21 protein-coding genes are annotated in these 22,905 nt (G+C 46.4%); 10 read left to right on the top strand and 11 right to left on the bottom strand.

Annotation, left to right across the window (positions count from 1 at the left end; all coding sequences use genetic code 11):
- Positions 1–49 precede the first annotated feature (49 nt).
- Positions 50–667, bottom strand: a complete 618-nt coding sequence (gene metW / locus NGM44_RS07355; RefSeq protein WP_253223060.1) for a methionine biosynthesis protein MetW — start codon at positions 665–667, stop codon at positions 50–52.
- A complete protein-coding gene (locus NGM44_RS07360) occupies positions 664–1,857 on the bottom strand; it encodes a homoserine O-acetyltransferase (protein WP_253223061.1) in 1,194 nt (397 codons plus the stop codon). The genes metW and NGM44_RS07360 overlap by 4 nt, the downstream gene beginning before the upstream one ends.
- 320 nt (positions 1,858–2,177) lie before the next feature.
- Here NGM44_RS07360 and hemH point away from each other — a divergent pair, with 320 nt between their 5' ends.
- Positions 2,178–3,146 carry a ferrochelatase gene (gene hemH / locus NGM44_RS07365; protein WP_253223062.1) on the top strand — a complete coding sequence of 323 codons (969 nt, stop codon included), beginning with the start codon at positions 2,178–2,180 and terminating at the stop codon, positions 3,144–3,146.
- A gap of 80 nt (positions 3,147–3,226) precedes the next feature.
- Here hemH and NGM44_RS07370 read toward each other — a convergent pair whose 3' ends face one another.
- Positions 3,227–3,880, bottom strand: coding sequence for an IS1595-like element ISEc69 family transposase (locus tag NGM44_RS07370; RefSeq protein ID WP_253222824.1), 654 nt, complete (start codon positions 3,878–3,880; stop codon positions 3,227–3,229).
- A gap of 123 nt (positions 3,881–4,003) precedes the next feature.
- A complete protein-coding gene (locus NGM44_RS07375) occupies positions 4,004–6,229 on the bottom strand; it encodes an NADP-dependent isocitrate dehydrogenase (RefSeq protein ID WP_253223063.1) in 2,226 nt (741 codons plus the stop codon).
- 493 nt (positions 6,230–6,722) lie between these two features.
- Here NGM44_RS07375 and tsaD point away from each other — a divergent pair, with 493 nt between their 5' ends.
- The 3 genes from tsaD to cobU are packed head-to-tail and all read left to right on the top strand — an operon-like array spanning position 6,723 to position 8,940.
- Entirely contained in the window at positions 6,723–7,757 is a 1,035-nt protein-coding gene (tsaD, locus tag NGM44_RS07380; protein WP_253223064.1) for a tRNA (adenosine(37)-N6)-threonylcarbamoyltransferase complex transferase subunit TsaD, read from the top strand.
- A gap of 37 nt (positions 7,758–7,794) precedes the next feature.
- Positions 7,795–8,406, top strand: a complete 612-nt coding sequence (locus NGM44_RS07385; RefSeq protein WP_253223065.1) for a 2'-5' RNA ligase family protein — start codon at positions 7,795–7,797, stop codon at positions 8,404–8,406.
- 12 nt (positions 8,407–8,418) lie between these two features.
- Positions 8,419–8,940 (top strand): bifunctional adenosylcobinamide kinase/adenosylcobinamide-phosphate guanylyltransferase, encoded by a 522-nt coding sequence (gene cobU, locus NGM44_RS07390; protein WP_253223066.1) that lies wholly within the window; start codon positions 8,419–8,421, stop codon positions 8,938–8,940.
- Here cobU and NGM44_RS07395 read toward each other — a convergent pair.
- The gene (locus NGM44_RS07395; protein ID WP_253223067.1) at positions 8,937–9,596 is read right to left on the bottom strand and encodes a hypothetical protein; all 660 of its coding nucleotides are present in this window, start codon (positions 9,594–9,596) and stop codon (positions 8,937–8,939) included. The genes cobU and NGM44_RS07395 overlap by 4 nt on opposite strands.
- Positions 9,597–9,672: 76 nt before the next feature.
- Between NGM44_RS07395 and cobT the strand changes: the two genes are divergently transcribed.
- From cobT to NGM44_RS07415, 4 genes are read left to right on the top strand one after another with little or no spacing between them, the layout of a single operon-like run.
- Complete coding sequence (gene cobT, locus NGM44_RS07400; protein WP_253223068.1) at positions 9,673–10,716, top strand: nicotinate-nucleotide--dimethylbenzimidazole phosphoribosyltransferase; 1,044 nt, start codon at positions 9,673–9,675, stop codon at positions 10,714–10,716.
- A 37-nt stretch (positions 10,717–10,753) separates the two neighbouring features.
- Entirely contained in the window at positions 10,754–11,254 is a 501-nt protein-coding gene (locus tag NGM44_RS07405) for an META domain-containing protein (protein WP_253223069.1), read from the top strand.
- A gap of 1 nt (position 11,255) precedes the next feature.
- Positions 11,256–11,849 carry a histidine phosphatase family protein gene (locus NGM44_RS07410; RefSeq protein ID WP_253223070.1) on the top strand — a complete coding sequence of 198 codons (594 nt, stop codon included), beginning with the start codon at positions 11,256–11,258 and terminating at the stop codon, positions 11,847–11,849.
- Entirely contained in the window at positions 11,810–12,595 is a 786-nt protein-coding gene (locus NGM44_RS07415) for an adenosylcobinamide-GDP ribazoletransferase (protein ID WP_371923475.1), read from the top strand. Before NGM44_RS07410 ends, NGM44_RS07415 begins: the two co-directional genes overlap by 40 nt.
- Positions 12,596–12,669: 74 nt before the next feature.
- Here the strand turns inward: NGM44_RS07415 and NGM44_RS07420 are convergent, their stop codons facing one another.
- The 3 genes from NGM44_RS07420 to NGM44_RS07430 form a co-directional block, all read right to left on the bottom strand.
- Positions 12,670–12,825 carry a hypothetical protein gene (locus tag NGM44_RS07420; RefSeq protein ID WP_253223071.1) on the bottom strand — a complete coding sequence of 52 codons (156 nt, stop codon included), beginning with the start codon at positions 12,823–12,825 and terminating at the stop codon, positions 12,670–12,672.
- A 193-nt stretch (positions 12,826–13,018) separates the two neighbouring features.
- Positions 13,019–13,906, bottom strand: a complete 888-nt coding sequence (locus NGM44_RS07425; RefSeq protein WP_253224652.1) for a LysR family transcriptional regulator — start codon at positions 13,904–13,906, stop codon at positions 13,019–13,021.
- Between the two features lie 265 nt (positions 13,907–14,171).
- A complete protein-coding gene (locus NGM44_RS07430; protein WP_253223072.1) occupies positions 14,172–15,797 on the bottom strand; it encodes a carbon starvation protein A in 1,626 nt (541 codons plus the stop codon).
- A 329-nt stretch (positions 15,798–16,126) separates the two neighbouring features.
- On the opposite strand from NGM44_RS07430, the gene NGM44_RS07435 reads away from it, so the two are divergent.
- Together NGM44_RS07435 and NGM44_RS07440 are read left to right on the top strand one after the other, a co-directional pair.
- Positions 16,127–16,756: a DedA family protein gene (locus NGM44_RS07435; RefSeq protein ID WP_253224653.1), complete on the top strand. Its 630-nt coding sequence runs from the start codon at positions 16,127–16,129 to the stop codon at positions 16,754–16,756.
- Between the two features lie 58 nt (positions 16,757–16,814).
- Entirely contained in the window at positions 16,815–20,885 is a 4,071-nt protein-coding gene (locus NGM44_RS07440) for a YadA-like family protein (RefSeq protein ID WP_253224654.1), read from the top strand.
- 205 nt (positions 20,886–21,090) lie between these two features.
- Here the strand turns inward: NGM44_RS07440 and NGM44_RS07445 are convergent, their stop codons facing one another.
- The 3 genes from NGM44_RS07445 to NGM44_RS07455 form a co-directional block, all read right to left on the bottom strand.
- A complete protein-coding gene (locus NGM44_RS07445) occupies positions 21,091–21,510 on the bottom strand; it encodes a hypothetical protein (protein ID WP_253223073.1) in 420 nt (139 codons plus the stop codon).
- A 140-nt stretch (positions 21,511–21,650) separates the two neighbouring features.
- Positions 21,651–22,124: a DUF2799 domain-containing protein gene (locus NGM44_RS07450; RefSeq protein ID WP_253223074.1), complete on the bottom strand. Its 474-nt coding sequence runs from the start codon at positions 22,122–22,124 to the stop codon at positions 21,651–21,653.
- Positions 22,125–22,352: 228 nt separating this feature from the next.
- Positions 22,353–22,853 carry an MliC family protein gene (locus NGM44_RS07455; RefSeq protein WP_253223075.1) on the bottom strand — a complete coding sequence of 167 codons (501 nt, stop codon included), beginning with the start codon at positions 22,851–22,853 and terminating at the stop codon, positions 22,353–22,355.
- Positions 22,854–22,905: the final 52 nt, after the last annotated feature.

Raw genomic sequence — 22,905 nt, forward strand, 5'->3', positions numbered from 1 at the left:
ATTTTGGCAACCAATTTTATACATTAAAGTGTGCCGAAAAGGCGCGCCATCAATTTTTGCTGATACGATAAATAGCAACATCGGCAAGTAGGTTTGGCGCGCGTTTTACCAAGCGATTCATCAGTGCGGCGGGCAGTTTCGGGCTTGGTTTGTCTGAGATCGCCACGGCGTCGATTATACGAATGTCATTGTCATTGCACAAGCGCTCAAAATCCTTAAAAGTGCACAGATGGATATTAGGCGTGTTGTACCATTCGTGCGGCAGGGTCTCGCTCATCGGCATGATGCCTTTGATGCCAAGATACACACGGTTTTGCCAATAGGCAAAATTAGGAAAAGTAACAATGCCTTCTTTGGCGACTCTGAGCATATCGACAAGTAGCTTATCAGGTGATTTCACCGCTTGTAAGGCGCGCGCCATAACCACCGTATCAAAGCTGTTGTCAGCAAATCGCGCCAAGCCATCATTTAGATCTTGTTCAATGATATTTAAGCCTTTAGCAACGGCTTCATTGATTTTATGCTCATCAATCTCAAGTCCATAGCCGGTCACGCCCAAAGAGCTTTGTAGATGGGCTAATAAAGTGCCATCACCGCAGCCCAAATCAAGGACGCGTGAATTTGGCTTGATCCATTTTTCTGCCAGTTGATGATCGATGCTGTTCATACGCGCCCCTTATGTGTGTTTAGCGGTGCTTGCAAAAAGCCCTTGATGGCATTGACATAGCGCGGGATGTCAAATAAGAAAGAATCGTGTCCGTGCGGTGCATCGACATTCAAAAAGCTTACCGGTTTTTGATTGGCGATCAAAGCATCGACAAGCTCAATCGATCGCTCAGGGGAGAATCGCCAGTCGGTCGTGAATGACACCACCAAAAATTGGCATTGGGTGCGCTCAAGGGCGATTTTTAGCGCATCTTCTTCGCTCAAATTTTCATCAGCATAGCCGCGCGTCGGGTCGAAATAGTCGAGCGCCTTGGTCATGAGCAGGTAAGTATTGGCATCGAAATTTTTGCTGAATCGCTCGCCTTGGTAGCGCAGATAGCTTTCGACTTGGAATTCCACATCGTAGCCGTACATGAATTTGCCCGATTTTAGGTCGCGTCCGAACTTAGCCTTCATCGCTTCTTCGGTGATGTAGGTGATGTGTCCGACCATGCGCGCCAAGATCAAGCCGCGGCGCGGATAGGTGTCGTGTAATAAGTACCAGCCATCGTGAAAATCAGGATCAGACAGGATTGATTGGCGCGCCACTTCATTAAAGGCGATGTTTTGTGCGGATAATTTTGGCGTGCTTGCGATGATGACTGCACGCGCTAGGCGGTCGGGATAATCCACCGACCATTGCAACGCTTGCATACCACCCATTGAGCCGCCGACGATGGCGTGCCATTTGTCGATGCCTAGGCGGTCTGAGAGCATTACTTGGGTCTTTACCCAGTCTTTGATGGTGATGAGTGGAAAGTCAGCGCCGTAGATGGAGCCTGTCTCTGGATTGATACTGGTTGGGCCTGTTGAGCCATGACATGAGCCAATATTATTTAAGCAAACTACATAAAATTGATTGGTATCAATCGCTTTATTTGGACCGATCAGCGCATCCCACCAACCTGGCTTAGCATCATCGACGCTGTGATAGCCTGCAGCGTGATGACTGCCTGATAGCGCATGGCAGATTAAGATGGCATTGGATTTGTCTTGATTTAACTCACCATAAGTCTCAATGACCAAATCAAACTTTGGCAAAATGCGTTCGCATTCAAGCGTCAATGGCTCATCGAAATGCAAGACTTTCGGCACGATGATACCGACCGAGTTTGGGTCGAGATGCGGTGCAATGTGGTCGGATGATGACACAAAATTTCCCCAAGATTTGAAAGTAGACTTTTTATATAAATTTAATAATAGCCTACTTAAAACTTACAATTTATAAAAATGCAATTTAATGATGTATGACAATCATAAACATCCATCAAAACTTGCTATATTGTAGAGCCAAACGGAGATTATGGCAATGTTTTTGGTGGTAAAATCCTTGATTTTCTGCGCAAAAATTTATCAAGGATGATTTGTGCAAATCTTGGCAATCGGTCAAATTAAACAGATTTTTTGGGCGAAAAATGCTAAACTAGACAGATTTACACATCATTTAGATAAACAGAGTGAAGACAATCAGCATGAGCAAAAAAACCGCCATTTTACTGGTCAATCTGGGTACGCCTGATGCGCCGACACCGTCCGCGGTGCGCGCCTATTTGCGTGAATTTTTGAGCGACACACGGGTGATTGAGATCCCAAAGTTGATTTGGCAAGTGATTTTAAACTTATTTGTGCTGACCACACGCCCAAAAAAAGTCGCTCATGCCTATGACAGTGTGTGGACGGCAGACGGCTCGCCGCTTTTGGCAATTTTAAAACAGCAAGCAAAAGATTTGCAAGATTATCTGGATAAAATAGGCGTGCGAACCGCTGTGTATCCAGCCACAACTTATGGCAATCCATCGATCAAAGAAACCATGAGCGCGCTGTGTGCCGATGGTGTGGATAAGTTTGTGATTTTGCCTTTGTATCCGCAGTATTCGGCGACATCGACGGCGGCGGCGTTCGATAAAGCGGCGAAGCTTGCGATGAGCTTGCGCAATGTGCCTGAGATTTGCTTTATTAAGGATTATCACGATCATCCGCTTTTAATCGATGCGCTGGCGGCAAGCATTCGCCGCTATTGGGACGAGCATGGGCGCACGGATAAGCTGCTGTTTAGTTTTCATGGCATTCCTAAGCCTTATGCCGATAAGGGCGATCCGTATCCTGAGCAGTGTCGCACGACGGCGGTGCTGGTCGCTGATAAGCTTGGATTAACAGCCGATCAGTGGGCGATTAGCTTTCAGTCGCGTTTTGGGGCACAAGAGTGGCTCAAGCCTTATACCGATGAGCTTTTGGGCGAGTGGGGTGCACAAGGCTTATCCGTGCAGGTGGCAAGCCCAGCATTTTCGGCAGATTGCCTTGAGACGCTAGAAGAGCTTGCGGTTGAAAATCGTGATAATTTCTTGGCGGCAGGCGGTAAATCTTATGCTTATATTCCTGCTTTAAACACCGATCCATTACACATTGAGATGATGGCAGATATTGTGAAGAAATATTTGTAGGTTGGCGAGGTGATTTGATAACGGTTTTTTGGTCTTAAGTTATCATTGATAATATTAAAGGGGCTGTACTAGATAAACCCCTAAACCCCACACCATTTTCTTAACAATCTTAATTGATTGGATGGTGTGCCATAGTTAAATCTAAACTCGCATTCTTTGATAAATAAATGAAAATGCTTTTTGTCAATACCGTTATATTTTCTTAGAATGCGTTTGGATTGCGACCAAAAGTTTTCAATGCCGTTAATGTGATTATGATTGTTTGCAAATTCTTTGGAATGATTAATTCTAAAGTGTTTAAAATCACTCACATCTAAAGCATTATAACTTCGATAGCTATCTGTATAAACCACGCTATCAGGTTTGATTTTACTGGCAATAATAGGCATTAATGTCTTAGCTTTGGTATCTTTAACACAGGCAGTATAAACCTTACCATTGCGTTTTAAAAGACCAAATACGGCAACTTTGCCAGCAGCACCCCGTCCACGCTTGCCTTTACGAATGCCACCGAAATAGCTTTCATCCAATTCTACTTCACCGTCAAATAATTCACAAGCTTCAAGGTTTAAGCGATATTCAATCACCAAGCGAATTTTATGATAAAACAAAGCAGCTGAATTATGATGTATCTCTAACAAATCAGCAGCTGATCTTGCGGTGACTTCAAGCACAAAAAATTCAAGCAGTTTAACTTGAACTTTTTTACTTAATTTACAACGGGTTATCTTCATAAAACTAGTATAGCATTATTGCTAATCTAGTACAGCCCCATATTAAATCATTATATCAATCAGCACCAAACATAAAAAAAGCACCTGCCAAAAACAGGTGCTTTTTGCTATTAAGCTTTAGGGTTATTTCAACAGTTCCAAAGCTTGGTTTAGCGTTGCGCTTGGGCGCATTGCTGCTGATGCTTTTGCGAAATCTGGTGCATAGTAGCCGCCGATGTCGGTTGCTGCACCTTGTACTTGGTTCAGCTCTTCGACGATTTTCGCTTCGTTCGCAGTTAGAGCTTCAGCCACTGGTGCAAACTTAGCAGCGATGTCTGCATCTTTGGTTTGTGCTGCTAGTGCTTGCGCCCACCACATCGCTAGGTAGAAGTGGCTGCCGCGGTTGTCAAGCTCGCCGACTTTGCGTTTTGGTGATTTGTCTTCTAGCAGCAGTTTCTCTGTTGCGGTGTCTAGGGTCTCAGCTAGAATTTGCGCTTTGGTATTGCCAGTGGTTTGTGCTAAATGCTCAAACGATACCGCCAGTGCCAAGAACTCGCCTAGGCTGTCCCAACGCAGATGGTTCTCTTCGTTGAACTGCTGAACATGCTTCGGTGCAGAACCGCCAGCACCAGTTTCGAACATACCACCACCATTCATCAGTGGGACGATTGATAGCATCTTGGCAGAAGTACCAAGCTCTAGGATTGGGAATAGGTCAGTTAGGTAGTCACGCAGTACATTACCAGTCACAGAGATGGTGTTTTCACCATTTTTTAGGCGAGCCAATGAGAACTTGGTCGCTTCTACTGGTGATAGAATACGGATATCCAGACCATTGGTGTCTAGCTCATCCAGATATACTTTGACTTTAGCGATTAGGCTTGCGTCATGTGGACGGCGCTCATCCAGCCAGAATACCGCTGGGGTATTGCTTAGGCGCGCACGGTTCACAGCCAGTTTCACCCAGTCTTTGATCGGTGCATCTTTGGTTTGGCACATACGCCAGATGTCACCTGCTTCTACATCATGGCTCATCAGCAGCTGACCTGCTTGATTGAACACTTCTACTTTGCCATCGGCTTTGATTTCAAAGGTCTTGTCATGTGAGCCGTATTCTTCAGCTTTTTGAGCCATCAAGCCGACATTCGGTACAGATCCCATGGTGGTTGGGTCAAATGCGCCATTTTCACGGCAGAAATCGATGACCGCTTGATAAACGCCCGCATAGCTGCTGTCAGGAATCACTGCTTTGGTGTCTTGGGCTTTGCCTTCTTTATCCCACATACGGCCTGAGTTACGAATCATGGCAGGCATTGATGCATCGACGATGACATCGCTTGGTACATGTAGGTTTGTGATGCCTTTATCGCTATCGACCATCGCTAGGCTTGGGTTGGCAGCATATGCATCATTGATGGCTTTTTCGATGCCTGCGCGAGTGGCGGCATCTAGCTTGTCTAGGTTGGCAAGTAGATTGCCAAAGCCGTTATTCACATCGACGCCAGCTGCTGCCAGTGCATCGCCATATTGTGCGAATACTGGTGCAAAGAATGCTTTAACTGCATGGCCGAAGATGATTGGGTCGGAGACTTTCATCATCGTCGCTTTCATGTGCAGTGAGAACAGTACGCCTTGTTCTTTGGCATCTTTGATTTGTGCTTCTAGGAATGACACCAAGGCTTTTTTGCTCATCACGGTCGCGTCGATGATTTCGCCTGCTTTTAGTACTACTGGCTCGCGCAGATCAGTTTTGTTGCCTGCTTTGTCGGTGAAGACGATTGAGACGCTGTCAGCTGCTTCGGTGGTGTAAGATTGCTCATTGTGGAAGAAGTCGCCGTGTGTCATGGTGGCGACATGCGATTTGCTGTCTTTGCCCCATGCGCCCATGCTGTGCGGGTATTTTTTGGCGAAGTTTTTCACCGCATTTGGTGCGCGGCGGTCTGAGTTACCTTCACGAAGTACTGGGTTTACCGCTGAGCCTTTGATCTTGTCGTAGCGTTTTTGGATGGCTTTTTCTTCGTCGGTTTGCGGGTTGGTTGGATAATCAGGTAGAGCGTAGCCGCGTGCTTGAAGTTCTTTGATCGCCGCGACCAATTGCGGTACAGAAGCAGAGATGTTCGGTAGTTTGATGATGTTCGCTTCAGGCTTAGTAACCAGTACAGCAAGCTCAGCCAGAGCGTCAGGAATGCGTTGTTCTTCGGTTAGGTATTCTGGGAAAGTGGCTAGAATGCGTCCTGCAAGAGAGATGTCACTGGTTACAAATTCAATGTTGGCAGTGTTGCCAAAGGCTTGGATGATTGGAAGTAGAGAATAAGTTGCTAATGCTGGGGCTTCGTCAGTGTGGGTATAGACGATGGTAGATTTACTCATACGAGCTCCTTTATCGTTGATTTTAGTTGTTCAAAGTCTTAAACGCGGCGTATTATGCCACATTTTCCCTGTTTTGCCTACTTTTCGCAGTGATTTTCATCAAAGGTGCTATGATCGACAAACACTTCATCATGCATAATGTCAAAAAATTGACTGATCAGTACATAGTACTCATTGTAAAATGTACTGTACTATGTTTCATTGCCAAAAACAAGCGTTTACTGGACGGTTTGATACTTGGTTTTTATGATGATTTTTTCATTTCCATTTTTTAAATAAATAATGTTAGAAGATAATGATTTAATTGATTAAATTTTGAACAAATATGAGATTTTGATGATGATTTTGAATAATTTAGATAAAGAATTTACCTTATAAAACCTGTATAATAAAACCAACGCGCTGACAAGCACGCACACAAGCACAAGTGTGCGAAGTTGGCTTGGCTTATGCTATAATAGGGCAAATTTTAGTCGATTTAAAAGTGCAACAGATGAAAATTTTGGGTTTAGAGACTTCCTGTGATGAGACGGGGCTTGCTATTTATGATGACGCGCTGAACGATGGTAAGGGCGGTGTGCTGGCGCAGGTGCTGTACAGTCAGATTGAGTTGCACGCCACTTATGGCGGTGTCGTGCCTGAGCTTGCCAGTCGCGATCATATTCGTAAGCTTGTTCCTTTGTTTAATGAATTATTAACTAAAGCTAATATCAAAAAAAGCGACATTGATGCAGTGGCTTATACCAAAGGGCCGGGGCTGATTGGGGCATTGATGACGGGCGCGCTGTTTGGGCGGACGCTTGCTTTCGGGCTTGGCGTGCCTGCGATCGGTGTGCATCATATGGAAGGACATCTGCTTGCGCCTGTGATGACGGGCGATGGCGTGGCATTTCCGTTCGTGTGCCTACTGGTGTCGGGCGGTCATACGATGCTGGTGCGCGCTGATGGTGTGGGTGACTATACTGTGCTTGGCGAGTCGATCGACGATGCGGCGGGTGAATGCTTTGATAAAGCTGCCAAGATGCTGAACTTACCTTATCCTGGTGGCCCGAATGTCGCCAAGCTTGCCGAAACGGGCAACCGCCACGCTTATGAGCTGCCGCGTCCAATGCTGCATAAGGGGCTGGATTTTTCGTTCAGTGGTATGAAGACCGCGGTGCATAATCTGATCAAAGATACGCCCAATGCCGACAGCGATCCTGTGGTGCGTGCTGATATCGCAGCAAGCTTTGAGTATGCGGTGGTTGATACCTTGGTCAAAAAATGCGTCAAAGCACTCAAAGAAACTGGACTGACACGACTGGTCATCGCAGGTGGTGTGTCTGCCAATCGCTCACTTCGCCAAAGCCTAGAGCATGAACTGAACAAAATCAATGCCGTCGTACACTATGCACCACCTGAGCTGTGTACCGACAATGGTGCAATGATTGCCTATGCTGGCTACTGTCGCCTAAAGGCAGGGCAGTCCGATGGCTTGTCAGTGGCGTGCGTCCCACGATGGGATATGCAAAGCCTAAAAATCGCTTAACTGTCATCATTGTTCAATAAATTTACATAATCAGCTCATGACCACACCTGCCACTGTCTTACCGTTTACCACAGCTGATTATCCAGCATGGCATAAAGGTCGGCAGCGTTATGGCGTGTGGTATATCCCGATTGATGATGCGGTAGTGGCTGACTATTGTTGTCAGCTTCGAGTTGAGATTCATGAATTATTGGCAGAAGATTATCGCCGTCAGTGGCATATTACCCTGTTTGTCAATGGCTTTTATGTGGATGACTGCCAGTATGATGATGACTTTGATGATGATATTTTATCCAAGCAAATCAATGCGTTGGAACAATTATCATTATCCAACTTCCATCTGACGACACAGGCTTTGGGCAGCTTTATCAATTGTGCGCATTTGGGCATTGCACCGCATCTTGAGTTGGTGCGCATTCGCCAAAGTCTTGGCAGTCATCATCGAGAAATCGCACCACAAGCTTATACACCGCACATCACCTTGGGGCTATATCGCAAAGCATTTGATTATGATCGTGTGATAAATCGCTTGATGGGCGTGACAACAAGATCTCTATGCCTGCCTGTCAATCGGCTGATTTTTGCGACTTTTGATGCCAATGATTTACAAGGTAAACTGTACAATCAGTATGAAATCACATTAAAATAAAAAGGATGTCGCATGATTTATTTTACCCTAGGTGGGGCAAGGTCAGGCAAATCTCGTCATGCCGAACAGCTTGCCAAAGATTATGAACAACAAGGCAAACGCATCATCTATGTGGCGACGGCAGGGCGTTTTGATGATGAAATGGTCAAGCGTATCGAACATCACAAGCAGAGCAGACCGACACATTGGCACACGATAGAAGAGCAATACGATTTAGCCAAAATTTTTGCTCAATATAACGATGAGCAAACGGTGATTTTGGTGGATTGTTTAACGCTGTGGCTGTCAAATTTATTATGCCAAGAAGATGGGCAATTTCAAACCTATAAAAATGAATTTTTAAATGAGCTTCAAACCAGCAAAGCCACCGTGATTTTGGTAAGTAATGAAACAGGACTTGGCGTTGTGCCTATGGGTGAGCTGACACGACGATTTGTGGATGAAAGCGGCTTTTTGCATCAAACCATCGCTCAAATGGCAGATAAAGTGGTGTTTTGTGTGGCGGGGTTGCCGATGGTGTTAAAAGATAATTAACCGCCAATCCAAACTCGGTCTTTTTGAATGATATAGTAAAATTGTACATCATCAGTTGGGTTCTTGATTTCATGGGTTCTGATTGCGGTATTTTGAATATGTTCAAACCATTTTTTGAGCTTTTGATATTCTTTGGGATTATTTTCATCAGCATAAAGTGTTAAATAAGTATTTTCTATCGCATCAATTTCTAGTGCTTCTTGCCAATTTAAACTATGATAATCCGGATAAACATCATTTATAAACTGGTTTAAATTTTGTGGATTAGAATTTTGTACCGTTTCAAATGTATTATCATAAAAATGTAAATAATCACCAATCGCACATACAACTTGTGAATGGCTAATTTTATTTTGAAATAACCAAATTTTCAGATAATAAGGCTGGTTTAAACTATCCAATTGTATTTTCCAATGTTGATAAATGTCAAATAAACCTTGAATAAATTGTTCTTTAAATTTGCCATAAGGTTCAGGATAAACACTATTGGTGATATTTAATTGACCAAATGGAGCAACTTTAAATTTGACATAATCTCGTTGAGTTTCTTTTAAGGTTTTTAAATCCAGATGGCGATTTATTTCTACCCAACGTTGAATTGCTCGTAATCGTCTATTTTGACCACGAATTTTCTTATAACGGATTTTTTCTATCATATTTATTACCAAGAAATGATGTTTTAATTGTTCGAAAATTGATTATAATACAAGCAAAAGAAAAAAGGAGCATTTTATGTGGTATTTAAACCCTATTAAACCAATCAACCAAACCGCACGCAACGGGGCACAAGACCGCCAAAACCAATTAACCAAGCCAACAGGCGCATTAGGGCAAATGGAAGCGGTGGTGATTGAATTGGCAGGTATGCAAGGTAAAGTGTGTCCAACAGCAAAACAGCTTTATATTTGCACATTTGCAGGCGACCATGGTATCGCTAATGCTGGGGTCTCTGCCTATCCACAGGCGGTTACTCGGCAAATGCTTTATAATTTCGCCACGGGCGGCGCGTGTATCAGCGTGATGGCGCGTCATTATAATGCCATTTCCCAAGTCATCGACTGCGGTTCTTTGGGTGGGGCTTATCATGTCGATGGCGTGGAGCAGTTTCATATTGCACCACAGACGCAAAATTTCCTACTACAGCCTGCCATGACTGCCGAGCAATGTGAAGATGTGCTAAACATCGGTAAATACAGTGTCGAGACCGCGGCGGCAAAAGGCGCGGATATTTATATCGCAGGCGAGATGGGTATCGGCAACACCACGGCAAGCTCAGCATTGGCGGCACTGCTATTGCGCGACAGTGCCGAGAGTGTGACAGGTTTAGGCACGGGCATTGATGATAAAACCTTTGCTTATAAAACCCAAGTCATCGCACAAGCTATTGATAAATATCAACATCTTGATGATCCGCTAGAGATCTTGCGTTCGGTGGCAGGCTTTGAGATGGTGGCGATGGTCGGGGCGTATTTGCGCGCAGCACAGCTTGGCTTGCCTGTGATTGTCGGTGGCTTTATCAGTGCGGTGTGTGCCTTGTGCGCGGTGCGGATCAATCCAAGTGCGCGCGATTTTATGCTGTTTTCGCACAAGTCTGCCGAATATGGTAACCAAAGAGTCCTAGATGCCTTAAACGCCACGCCGCTGCTTGATTTAGGCTTACGATTGGGCGAAGGTACGGGAGCGACCACCGCTTTTGGCATCATTCAGCTTGCTTGTGCGGTGCATGAGCAGATGGCGACTTTTGGCGAAGCTGGGGTCAGTGACCAAAACAGCTGATTAAACTTGCCAACTATAACTGATAAACAGGGGAAATATGATAAAAATCATCAGCTTATTATCAATCGCAGTATTGGGGCTCAGTGCGTGTGTCGGAACAGATTTACACCGCTCACCTGCGCCAAAGGTTGGCACGCCTGCACCAATTGCCATCACCAAAGCACAACTGGTGGGCGCATGGCAGATGGTGGCTTGGGCAAGCAATGGCACGCAGCACGCACCCATCACAGGCGATGATGGCAATGCGCTGACCATTGAATTTAGCCACAATGACCGCGTCGCTGTACTGAATGGCTGCAATCTGATGTCGGGCGCGTACCGCATCGAGCAAGGGCAGCTTAAATTTGGCGCGCTAATGTCCACGCGCAAAATGTGCAAGCCTGATTTGATGGCTGTTGATGGCTTGGTGAATAAATTATTGCAAGATTACAATCAGTTCGCTTGGGCAACCGCTGCCAATCCGTCAGCAGGCACGCTGACATGGGTGGTGCGCGTGGGCGATGCGCAATATTGGTTCATAAAGCGTGGGGCTGAATGATATGCTGACGCTCTGTATGCTGCGCCATGGTGAAACCGAGCTGCTAGCGCAAGGGCATATCCTACGCGGACGGCTTGATGATCCATTGACCGCCAAAGGCAAAGCGCAAATGCAAGCTGCTTTTGATGGTGAATTTCTCAAGCAAGCTTGGCAGGCGATTGTTTCATCGCCTTCATCGCGCTGTGCTGATTTTGCTCGGCAAAAATCCGATGAATATCAATTGCCTTTGCTTGTTTTGGTTGATTTGCAAGAGATGGATTTTGGCGAATGGGAAGGGCAATTCACCGCGGGTTTATTCGCGCAATTTCCCGATGAGATGGCAAGATGGTGGCAATCACCGAGCCAATTTACACCGCCCAATGCCGAGAGTATGGCGGATTTTGCCAAGCGAATCGATGGCGCATTGGGTCAAATTGCACAATTTGCTCATGAAAATCACCATCAGCGACTGTGCGTGATTTGTCATGGTGGGGTGATCAAATATTTGTATTGCAAAGCCCAGCATCTGTCACTGGATGAGATTCTACAGCAGCCTGCTGAGTTAGGCGAGTTTCATTGCTTCAATTTGCAAAATGGTCAATTATCACTGCCATGATTTATCATAAGCTCATCATTCCGCTACTGATCGCGGTGCAGTTTTTGACCACGATTCCTGTTAGGCTGCCTTATTTGCCGAGCCGTGAACAAAATGTCGTATCGATGCTGTATTATCCGCTGATCGGCGTGATGATCGGTGTTGTGCTGTGGTTGCTGGCAAGCTTTGTATCGCTGCCCATCATGCTGTTATCCTGCCTTGTGATGGCAGTGTGGGTGTGGCTGACGGGTGGCCTGCATTTGGATGGCTTGGCGGATACGGCGGATGCGTGGGTCGGCGGCTTTGGCGATAAAGAGCGCACGCTTACCATCATGAAAGATCCGAATGCGGGGGCGATGGGGGTGATTGCCATCGTGGTGAATCTGGCGCTGAAGTGGGCGGCCGTCTATAGCCTGCTTGAGCTGCGATCTTTGCTTGCACTGATCATCATTCCGATGCTTGCGCGGCTGTCGGCTCTTGTGCTGTTTGCCAGTACGCCGTATGTGCGTAAGCAGGGCTTGGGTTCGGCGCTGGCGGGGCTTGGCAAGGGTAAAACACTGCTTGCACTGCTGCTGTATTTGCCGCTGCTTGTGATTTTGCCTTGGCAGATGGCGGTGGGGCTTGCGGTGGTGTGGCTTGGACTGATGGCGTATTTGCGCGCGCGGTTCATGGCGAGAATCGGCGGCATCACAGGCGATACGGTGGGTGCAAGTATCGAAATCAGTGAAGTGGTGCTGCTTGTGGTGGTGATGTGGCTGTATTATTAATGGTGTTTTGAAAATTAATCATATTCGGTGAAATGGTACGGGTTACTCCGAATTCTTTTTATCCTTATAAGCTTTCATTTTTTTTGCCGTATGTCTTGATGAACTTCAGTGTTGCTCACACCATGCCAACCATTTTTCATAACATTATCATACACTTGCATGACAGGTTGCTGAATTTCTATTTGGTATTCGGTGTCATCTTGGCGTGGTTGGATTGTTTGATTGGTCATGATATATTTTATCCTATCAATAGTTAATTTAAATTAAGAATAAAAATCTACTATAGAGCGCGCCCCACACTGTTAAGATACACGATGTAAAAATTTTAAAAAATTTCCTTAAAATCAATCACATCTACCTAAAAGATTCGGATGTCACACCCTGCACTCTGCTTAAAAAAGAGAACTATTTCCCAATAACCCATCAAGGCTTCTTAATCTCATCGAGCAGCCCCAAAAACCCTTTCATAAAATCCAATCCACGATCGGCGGTACGCACTGCGGCATACAGCTGACAGTACACCCCAGCACCCAGCGGACGACTGACCACCCAGCCTTTGCGCTCGTATTCTGCCACCACCCAATCAGGCAATGCCGCCACACCGCGCTCAGATGCGACAAGCTGAATGAGCATGGCGGTCAGCTCGGTGGTGCGGATGTGGGCAGGGTTGATGCCGACAGGAGCAAGGAATTTGGCGATGACATCAAGGCGCGCCGACTCCACAGGATAGGCGATCAAGGTCTGATTAGACAGATCATCAGGGCTAATTCGCTCATGGCGTGCCAAGCGATGTGCAGGCGAGAGTACTAGGCGACTTTCATAAGTAAACAGCGGCTGATAATGCACACCATCGATCGGCAAATCGCTCGCGGTGATCAGCAAATCAATCTCACCATCCATCAGCATCTGATGCGGCTCAGGCTCAAACCCAGTCGCAAAATCCAGCTCAACATCAGCATACTGCTTACGATACGCATTCAGAATCGGCATCAACCAATCAAAGCAGCTGTGGCACTCACTGGCTAGGCGCAGTCTGCCTGATTGCCCATGCGCTAGGCGGCGAATGTCGCTCTTGGTGCGTGCCACCTGCGGCAGGATGCTATCAGCAAGCTCCAGTACCAGCAGCCCTGCAGGGGTGAAGCTGACAGGGCGCGTGCGGCGATTGACCAGCGTGATGTCATAATAGCTCTCAAGCTCCTTGAGCTGATGACTGATGGCGGACGCGGTGAGATTGAGCTCTTCGGCGGTAGTGGCAAGCGAGCCGTGGCGCTTGAGCGTGCTGAGCATCTGTAGATGGCGAATTTCGAGCATGATGTGTGATAGTGATAGGGTTTGGTTTTTAGTATAGCACAAATTGGCTTATGATGAAAATTTTTGTATATGATTGAGAAATTGGTTAGATTTGTTCAGCTTTGGGTTGTTGGGATTTGCCTGATTAATCAAGCAAGCAATCGATCAAAAATACACAGCACAAATACACCATTGAAAATCATCACTCAAAAATCACTGCCAAAAAAACACCACTCAAATGAAAACACCTGCCAAATCCGACAGGTGCCCTTATCAAAAAAGCCGATTACTGCTGAGCAGGTTGGGCGATTTCAATTTTTGGTTCGACGACCAGCGCATCAGGGTCGCCTGCCACTTGCTCACGCTTGACGAAGAAGAAGAACGCCAAGGTGGTCAAGACGGTCGCACCGATACCTAGATAAATCGACAGCTGATAATCTAAGCCAAAGCCGATCTTATTGTACATCAAGAAAGTGAAGCACACTGCCGTCATGAATACCGCAGGGACAGTACATACCCAATGGAACTTACGATAGCGATACAGATAGCCTGCCGCTGTCCATAGCATCACTGCTGCGACCGTTTGGTTCGCCCAGCTGAAATAACGCCATAGGATTTGGAAATCGACTTTTGAGACGGCAAAGCCAATCGCAAACAACGGCACAGCGATCAGCAGTCGCTTCATCAAGGTACGCTGTTCCATATTGAAGAACTCAGCGATGATCAGACGCGCCGCACGGAATGCTGTATCACCTGAAGTGATCGGCAGCACGACAACGCCCAGCACCGCGAAGATACCGCCAATAGCACCTAGGAAGTAGATCGAGCTGTCATAGACGACTTTCGATGGTGAGCCTGCTGCGATGGCGTCTTGTAGCGACATCAAATCAGGGTAGAATGACATACCGACCGCACACCAGATCAAGGCAATGATACCTTCTGCGATCATCGCGCCGTAGAAGATGAATCGACCTTCAGATTCGTTCATCGCACAGCGTGCCATCAGCGGCGTCTGTGTGGCGTGGAAGCCTGACAGTGCACCACAGGTGATGGTCAAGAAAATCAGCGGCCAGATCGGCAGATCGCCTTTTGGCTGTAGGTTGCTGAAGAATTTCTCGACACTCAAGCCATCGATCGTGCCGAAGAAGCTGATCGGATTGGTCGCGCTTAGGTGGCTAGATACCAAGCCGTACATCATGCCGATAGACATAAATAGCAGCAGACCGCCGAAGAATGGATAAATACGACCGATGATCTTGTCAATCGGCAGTAGGGTGGCGATGATGTAGTAGATGAAGATAATTGCCGTCCAAGCGATCAGCACGGTTTCTTTGGTCATGCCAAACACCGTCGATGCGTCCGCTGCGGCAGATGCACTGGCAGCCGCGCTGATGTCTTCTGCGTTATTGAGCGATACTGCGCCTGTGGCTGCTGTGCCGAAGACATCCATCGTGATGGTGCTCATCAGCTGCGCAGGGCTTGCCACGAAGACCACGCCGACCAGTAGCAGTAGCACGACCGCTAGGACATTGATGAACGCCTTGACAGGTGCGCCCAGATATTTGCCAGTCAGGTATGGCATCGACGCGCCGCCATTACGCACAGACAGCATACCGCACATATAGTCATGCACTGCACCAGCGAAGATACAGCCGATGACAATCCACAGCATCGCCACAGGACCATACAGCGCACCTAGGATCGGGCCGAAGATCGGGCCTGTGCCTGCAATATTTAATAATTGGATGAGCCAAATTTTCTTCTTGGACATCGGGACATAGTCCACGCCATCAGCCATGGTGTAGGCAGGCGTGTTCTTATTTGGGTTGATGACGAAGATGCGTTCGATCACCTTACCGTAGATCACATAGCCGACGATCAGCACCGCGATACAAAAAAAGAACCATAACATGAGTAATCTATCCTGATAACTGGGCAATCACTTGCCGAAAATGGATTGGGGAATAATAACTATGCACATAATGCATATTAAGCAGAAAACTGGATCAGTTCGCTTGTATAACATACTGAATTATCATCGCTTTGTAAAGTAATTTTACAATTCATTCACCTATAATTATGCATAATACGCATAATCAGCCAAATCCGCACCCACGGCACAATGTAGCACGACCTTGTAATAAAAAATTACTATAAAGTCGATGATTTTCTGCTAACATACGCACAATTTTTAGACAACTTCTTTTATGATTTGGCGAGTGAGCGGTGATGGATATTATCCTGCATATGATCGATTTTATTTTGCATATTGATTTGCATTTGGCGGAGTTTTTGAAAGACTATGGAATGTGGATCTATGGCATCTTGTTTCTGATTATCTTTGTCGAGACAGGGCTTGTGGTGATGCCGTTTCTACCAGGTGATAGCTTACTGTTCGCGGCTGGGGCGTTGGCGGCGTTCACGGGTGCGCTCAATCCTGCCTTATTGATTGGGCTGCTGTTCATCGCGGCGGTACTGGGCGATACGCTGAACTATCACATTGGCAAATACATCGGTCCGAAGGTCTTTGAGATCGACTCAAAATGGATCAATAAACAGCACCTGATCAAGACGCAGAATTTCTTTGCCAAGCATGGCGGCAAGACCATTATTTTCGCGCGATTTATTCCATTTGCGCGCACCTTCGCGCCGTTCGTCGCAGGGGCAGGCAGCATGGATTATAAGTATTTCATCGGCTATAACATCATCGGCGGCTTTTGTTGGATTGCGTCGTTTACGCTGCTTGGCTATTTCTTTGGTAATCAGCCAGTGATTAAAGAGAACTTCACCTATGTGATTTTCGGTATCATCATTTTTAGTGTATTGCCGATGGTGATTGGCTTTATCCGTGAGAAGCTCAAAAAAGCATAACGGTCGGGTCGCATAGTTATATATAAGCCCTGTCATTTGGCAGGGTTTTTTGTTATTTGTGGAAGTCACTGGCGGTACGCCAAATGAAGATGGTGTGATCAATTACACAGTAGGCTTGGACTATGACACCAAAAAAGTGATTGATGGTGCTGTGACTGAAGTCGAAGATAGTGATACGATCGACTTTACCAAAACAGGTAATGTGATTACTGCTGAAGTGATTTCAGGTACATCTAAAGTGGTCGCAGGTCGAGCAGTCACCACTGAAGAGAATAAAGTAGCGACTGTGGATGATATCGTCGATACCATCAACAATGTCTCTTGGGATGTTAAGTCTGTCGGCGTTGATGGCGGTGAAAGTACTTATAAAGTCACCGATAAATCAAATATCAAAGCTGGCGATACGCTGAATGTCGATGCAGGTAAAAACATTACAATCAGTGGTGAAGGTGGTCAGCTGATTATCGCGACCAAAGATGATGTTGAGTTTACTAACCTAACTGTCACTGGTGATACCAAAGTAAACAACTTCGCTGTTGATGCTGGTGCAACCATTGATATGGGTGGTAATAAGATCACCAATGTGGGCGCAGGTGATGCTGACACAGATGCGGTGAATGTTTCTCAATTGAAAGATGCGGTTGAAAAAGCCAAAGCGGTTGAGAAAGTTGTGAAAGCTGAAGCGGCAGTTGGTGATGTTAACTTGGCGGAAATCGCTACCGAGTCAGGTAAAGCAGCTGGTGAAGCAAACGAAACTTACAAAGTAAGCGTATCGAAAAAAGCGGTACAAGACGCAGCCAAAGAAGCGATTGATGTTACAGGTGATAATAAAGCAATCACAGTAACCAATGTAACCGACCCAGCGACTGGTCAGAAAACTTTCACCGTTGAATACAATGGTGATGAAGCAGCGAAAACGACTCCGCTGACTTATAAAGTCAATGGTCAAAATGATCAAACTGTAACATTGGAAAAAGGCTTGAACTTTGTCAATGGTACGCACACTGTAGCAAGCGTTGCAGAAAATGGCGAAGTGAAGTTTGATCTAACCGATGCAGCCAAAGATCAGCTTAAGAAAGAAGAAACAGTGAAACCGGGTGCTTCAGGCTTGGTGACTATTGATGACACTAAGCAGAACAACACTGGCGGTACTGAGTTTGTGGTTGATGTCAAGAAAGCAACCTTTGACACTGTTACTGTGAGTGACGATGGTGAAATCAATGCCCCGAATACCGATGGCGTAGTGACTGGCAATGACTTGCAAAAAGTGATCAACCAAGGCTTCTGGACAGCGAAAGTTGATAATGCCAACGACATGAAAGTGAAGTTCGGCGACAGCATCAACTTTGCTGACGGTAAAGGTACTGATGCCAATGTGACTGCTGAAGGTTCTATCACATTCAATGTGAAAACTGATGACACAACCATCAAGGTGGGCGAAGATGGTAACTTGACCGTAAACCTAGAAGGTTTGCCACGCACCAAACTTATCGATGGTAAAAACACCACCGTTACAGGTGATGGCGTCAACCAAGCGTATCAAGTCAATGTTGAAGGCGATCTATCAGGCATCACATCAATCAGCAATGGCGATACCGCCATCAAGCTTGGCGATGCAACCGTCAATGTCGGCGATGCGAAGATTACCAATGTTAAAGATGGTACTGAAGACGGCGATGTTGTGAATGTGAAACAGTTGAAAGCGTCAAAAGAAGAAGTTGTTTCTACCGACGGTTCTGTGAAAGTGGACAGCACTGGCACAACAGCTGACGACGCGAAGAAATTCGACCTATCTGTGAATGCTGATGGTATAACCATTGTGAAAAATGAGAATGGTCAATTGACAGTCAATGTCACACCATTGACCAATAAAGACAATGGCGAAGTGAATGTACCAACAGGTGACGACGCTGGTAAACTTGCAACTGCTGCAGATATTGCCAATGCCATCAATAACTCTGGCTTCACTGTTAAAGCGAATAGCGAAGCAACAGGCGAAGTGGTTAATCCTGGTGATACTGTGGACTTTATCCAAGGTCGAAATATCAATATCACGCGTTCAGGTACTGCATTCACTGTAGCGACCGTAGATACACCAGTATTTAAATCAGTACAGTTCAATGAAAATGGTCCGATCATCAAAGCGGATGTGAACAATAACATCAACATTGGTAAAGCAGATGGCACACCAACAAAGATTGTTAATGTTGAAGCGGGCACAAATGCAACTGATGCGGTGAATGTTTCCCAATTGAAAGATGCGGTTGAAAAAGCCAAAGCGGTTGAGTCTGTGGTAGCTGATACTTCATCGGAAAACATCGCAAAAGTGACGACCAAGTCTGGTAAAGATGCAGGTCAGCCGAACGAGCAGTACACAGTGAGTGTAACCAAAGCAGATGTTGCCAAAGTTGCACAAGATGCAATCGATGTGAAAGGCACTGGTCTTGCAAAAGTAACATCAGAGACCAAAGATGGTGTTGAGACCTTTACTGTCGATGTGAACAAAGGTGAGTTCAACTCAGTAACCAGCGGTGGCAAGCTTGCACCAACTCAAAAAGATGGTGTAGCAACTGTTGGTGATGTAATCGATGCAGTGAATAAAGGCTACTGGATCGCCAAAGACGATAATGGCAACTCAACCAATGTGAAATTTGGCGATGCAGTGCTGTTTGCTGATGGCAAAGGCACCAATGCTAAGCTTACTGGTAATACAGTGACCTTTGATGTCAATACAACGACATTGGGCACAGTTACAACAGCTGATAGCCCAATCCGCGGCAGCTTCGTAGTGCCGACCACAGCAAATAGCTTCGTGACTGCTGATGTATTGGCTACTGCATTGAATCAATCAGGCTGGCGTGTCACTGCGGGCGCAGCTTCAGGTGGTACAGCAGAAGGTGTGAGTGATCATTTGGTTAAACCTGGTAGTCAAGTTGAATTGATTACTGGTGAAAACATTAAGATCGTACAAAAAGATGGTAAGTTCACCATCTCAACCACTGCTGCCGCCAACGGTGAGCCAGGCTCTCAAGGTCCAGTAGGTCCACAAGGCCCTGAAGGTAAGCCAGGTAAAGACGGTGCACCGGGCACTATCGTAAGCGTCGCCAAAGATACTGACGCAGGCAAGACCACCATTACCACCACTGATCCTGCCACTGGTAAGAGCAATGAGGTGACTGTACTGGATGGTAAAGATGGTGCACCTGGCAAAGATGGTCAATCACCGAAGGTTGAGACCGAGAAAGTTGGCGACACCACCACCATTACCTTTACCAACCCAGATGGCACACCTGCAGTTGCAACCATCAAAGATGGTGCTAACGGCAAAGATGGTGCACCTGGCAAAGATGGTAAAGACGGCAAGTCTCCAGTTGTGAAAGCTGAGAAAACCGATGGCGTAACTAAAATCACTGTAGATAATAAAGATGGCAGCACTCCTGTCATTGTCGAAGTGAAAGATAGTAAAGATGGTGCAGCAAGCGGCAAGCTAAACTTCAAGGGCGATACCAAAGGTGTGGTTGTCCGTGATCTAGGCACTACCTTGAATGTCGTAGGCGGTGCTGATACAACCAAGCTGTCTGACAACAATATCGGTGTTGTGTCTGATAATGGCAAGCTTGAAGTAAAACTGGCAAAAGACATCGCAGTCGATTCAGTCACTGCCAATACTGTGAATGTCGGCCCTGTCACTATGACAGCCAAGACAGTAGCCAACCCAGATGGCACTACCACCAATGAGCTAAGCATCGGCAGCGAAGTCTCACCAAGCCGCATCACCAATGTGGCAAATGGTAAGAACCCGAACGATGCAGTCAATGTCTCGCAGCTGACTGGTGCAGTGACCAACATCAACAACCGCATGGACGGCATCGAAGGTCGTATCAACGATCTGGATGATAAAGTCAGCGGTCTAGGTGCAATCTCAGCAGCATCAGCATCATTGCCACAAGTTTACCTACCAGGTAAATCTATGCTGGCAGTGGCGGCAGGTGGCTACAGTGATCAGCAAGCGGTCGCAGTCGGCTTCAGCAGCACATCGGACAACGGTCGATTGCTGATGAAAATCCAAGGTTCAGCGAGCACCAATGGCGAAGCGTCAGGCGGCGTCGGTGTAGGCTGGATGTGGTAAGTTGTCCTATCATGACTTAGCTTAACTTAGCTTAGTCATGAGACAAACCCCAAAGATCAGATGGTCTTTGGGGTTTTGTTTATTTGGTTGGGGCATTATTTTTGTCAAAATTTTTATCAAATAACAGACAAAAAATTGGTGTTATCCAATCAACTTAGACAACACCAATTCTTAGATAATACCAATTTTAGTATCAGCGTTTGGCTTATTCAGCAGCCGCTTCAACTGCAGGTACTGGCTCTACAGAAGGCACTTGGCAAGTCGTGCGTGCAACTACACCGTCTTGTGGGAAGTGTAGTGTACCAACTTCACCATTGTCGCTCCAGCCGAAACCATTAGCATTACTATAAGTCGCTTTTAGGTAGTTGTTCGCTGGGTTGTGGCTCCATAGGTGCCATGAAGTGCGCTTGTTACGCTCTAGGATTTCAGTTTGACCATCGACAGTCACACGCATATCTTGGTGTGGTGCACGCTGAGTGGTAACAGTTTTGCCATCTTCACATAGGAAAGTGGTTTCAACATGCTTAACAACAGGGGCATTATAAGCGCCAGCTTTCTCAGCAGCGGTAGCTGATACAGCAGTTGCCAATGCAGCGCCTGCCAATAGAACTTGAGTCAATTTCATAAGAATATCTCAAAAAAGTGCTAATGAAAAGATGCGATAAAGCATCAGGCTGATACGCCATTATAGCATTTTGTGTCGCGCACGATAAGCCAAAAACACAAAATTGTACAATCACTTACAAATTAACACATTTTTAAACACTACCACCAGTAGCGCGAGCGCGGACCGTACCAACCGAAGCTGCCAAACGGTGGGTACGGACGCCACCAGTCATCGTACAGGCGTTCGCGTTGGTAGTAGTGCTGATAGCCGAGCGCGTGCGATTGTTGGATCTCGAGCAGTCCTTCTTCGGGGCAGACTTGGTTCATCGAGTAGCCGCGCTGACCGAGTTCGTAGGCGTAGGCTTTGGTGCAGTAAGTTTTTAGCCCTTCTTGACGACCGGACTCCCATGCGGCACGGTCTTCGGTGCTGATGGTAAGGCTTGGGCATTGTTTGCTGTAGCGGCTGATTTCATAAGGATAGCGACCATTTTTGCCATCGCTGATGCCTGCTTGTTGCCAGTTTGGGGCTTGGCAGTCGATGCTGACTTTGGTGTTGTGACTGCTTGTGGTGGCGCAGGCGGTGAGTAGCAGTGGACTTGCGATCAGTGTGCTGAGTAATACCGATTTCATCATACACCCCTTGTTATGCTTGTTGGTGTGGTTGGTGTTTTTTGCTGTCTTGGTTAAGATGCTTTTAGTTATTATACGCGCATCTTGGCGTATTGCCAATGTTATCTTATAACTGATATGTTCCCAAAAAAAATCAAAACAGATGGTTTAAAAAACAAAAAGCGCATCACAGGGACACGCTTCTTAATCGAGATAATCTTGTATTTTTATACTTAGCTTTTGCTTTGGCACTTAGCTTGGTTTTTTCTCGCTGACTTTGCCTGTGCAAGTTAGACTTTGTTCGGTGTTGCCAGCTTTCACGGTCAAGATACCATCGCGACCGTTACTGTGCCATTCGTACGCCGCTTGTGGGCTGTCAGTGTTCACAAAGCGCATGCCTGAGCCTGATACTGCAGGCGTTAGGGTGATTTGTTGGTTGTTCAGCTGCCAAGTCGGTGCAGTGACGGTGATCACGGCATTTTGTGCTTGTGGGTTGTATTTGGCGTGTACCACCGCGTTGTCGGTGCAGGTGTATTCTGCGCTTAGGCGATCGCCGCGTTCGCCATCGCGATCACCGTGCTTGTGCTCACCGCGTTTGTGGTGTTCGCCGTGGCGATGACCGTCTTTGTGCATTTCACCGTGTTTATGCTGCATCATGCGACCTTCGTGCTGCGGTGCTGCGTTTTGGTTGCTGGCACAGCCTGTGATGGCGATCGCGGCGACAGCTGATGCTACGAATAATTTTTTCATCATACACTCCTAAAAAGAAAAAAGTAAACAGTAAAATCCATCGTCAAATGACCAA

It is taken from the genome of Moraxella sp. FZFQ2102, assembly GCF_024137865.1.
Taxonomy (GTDB): domain Bacteria; phylum Pseudomonadota; class Gammaproteobacteria; order Pseudomonadales; family Moraxellaceae; genus Moraxella.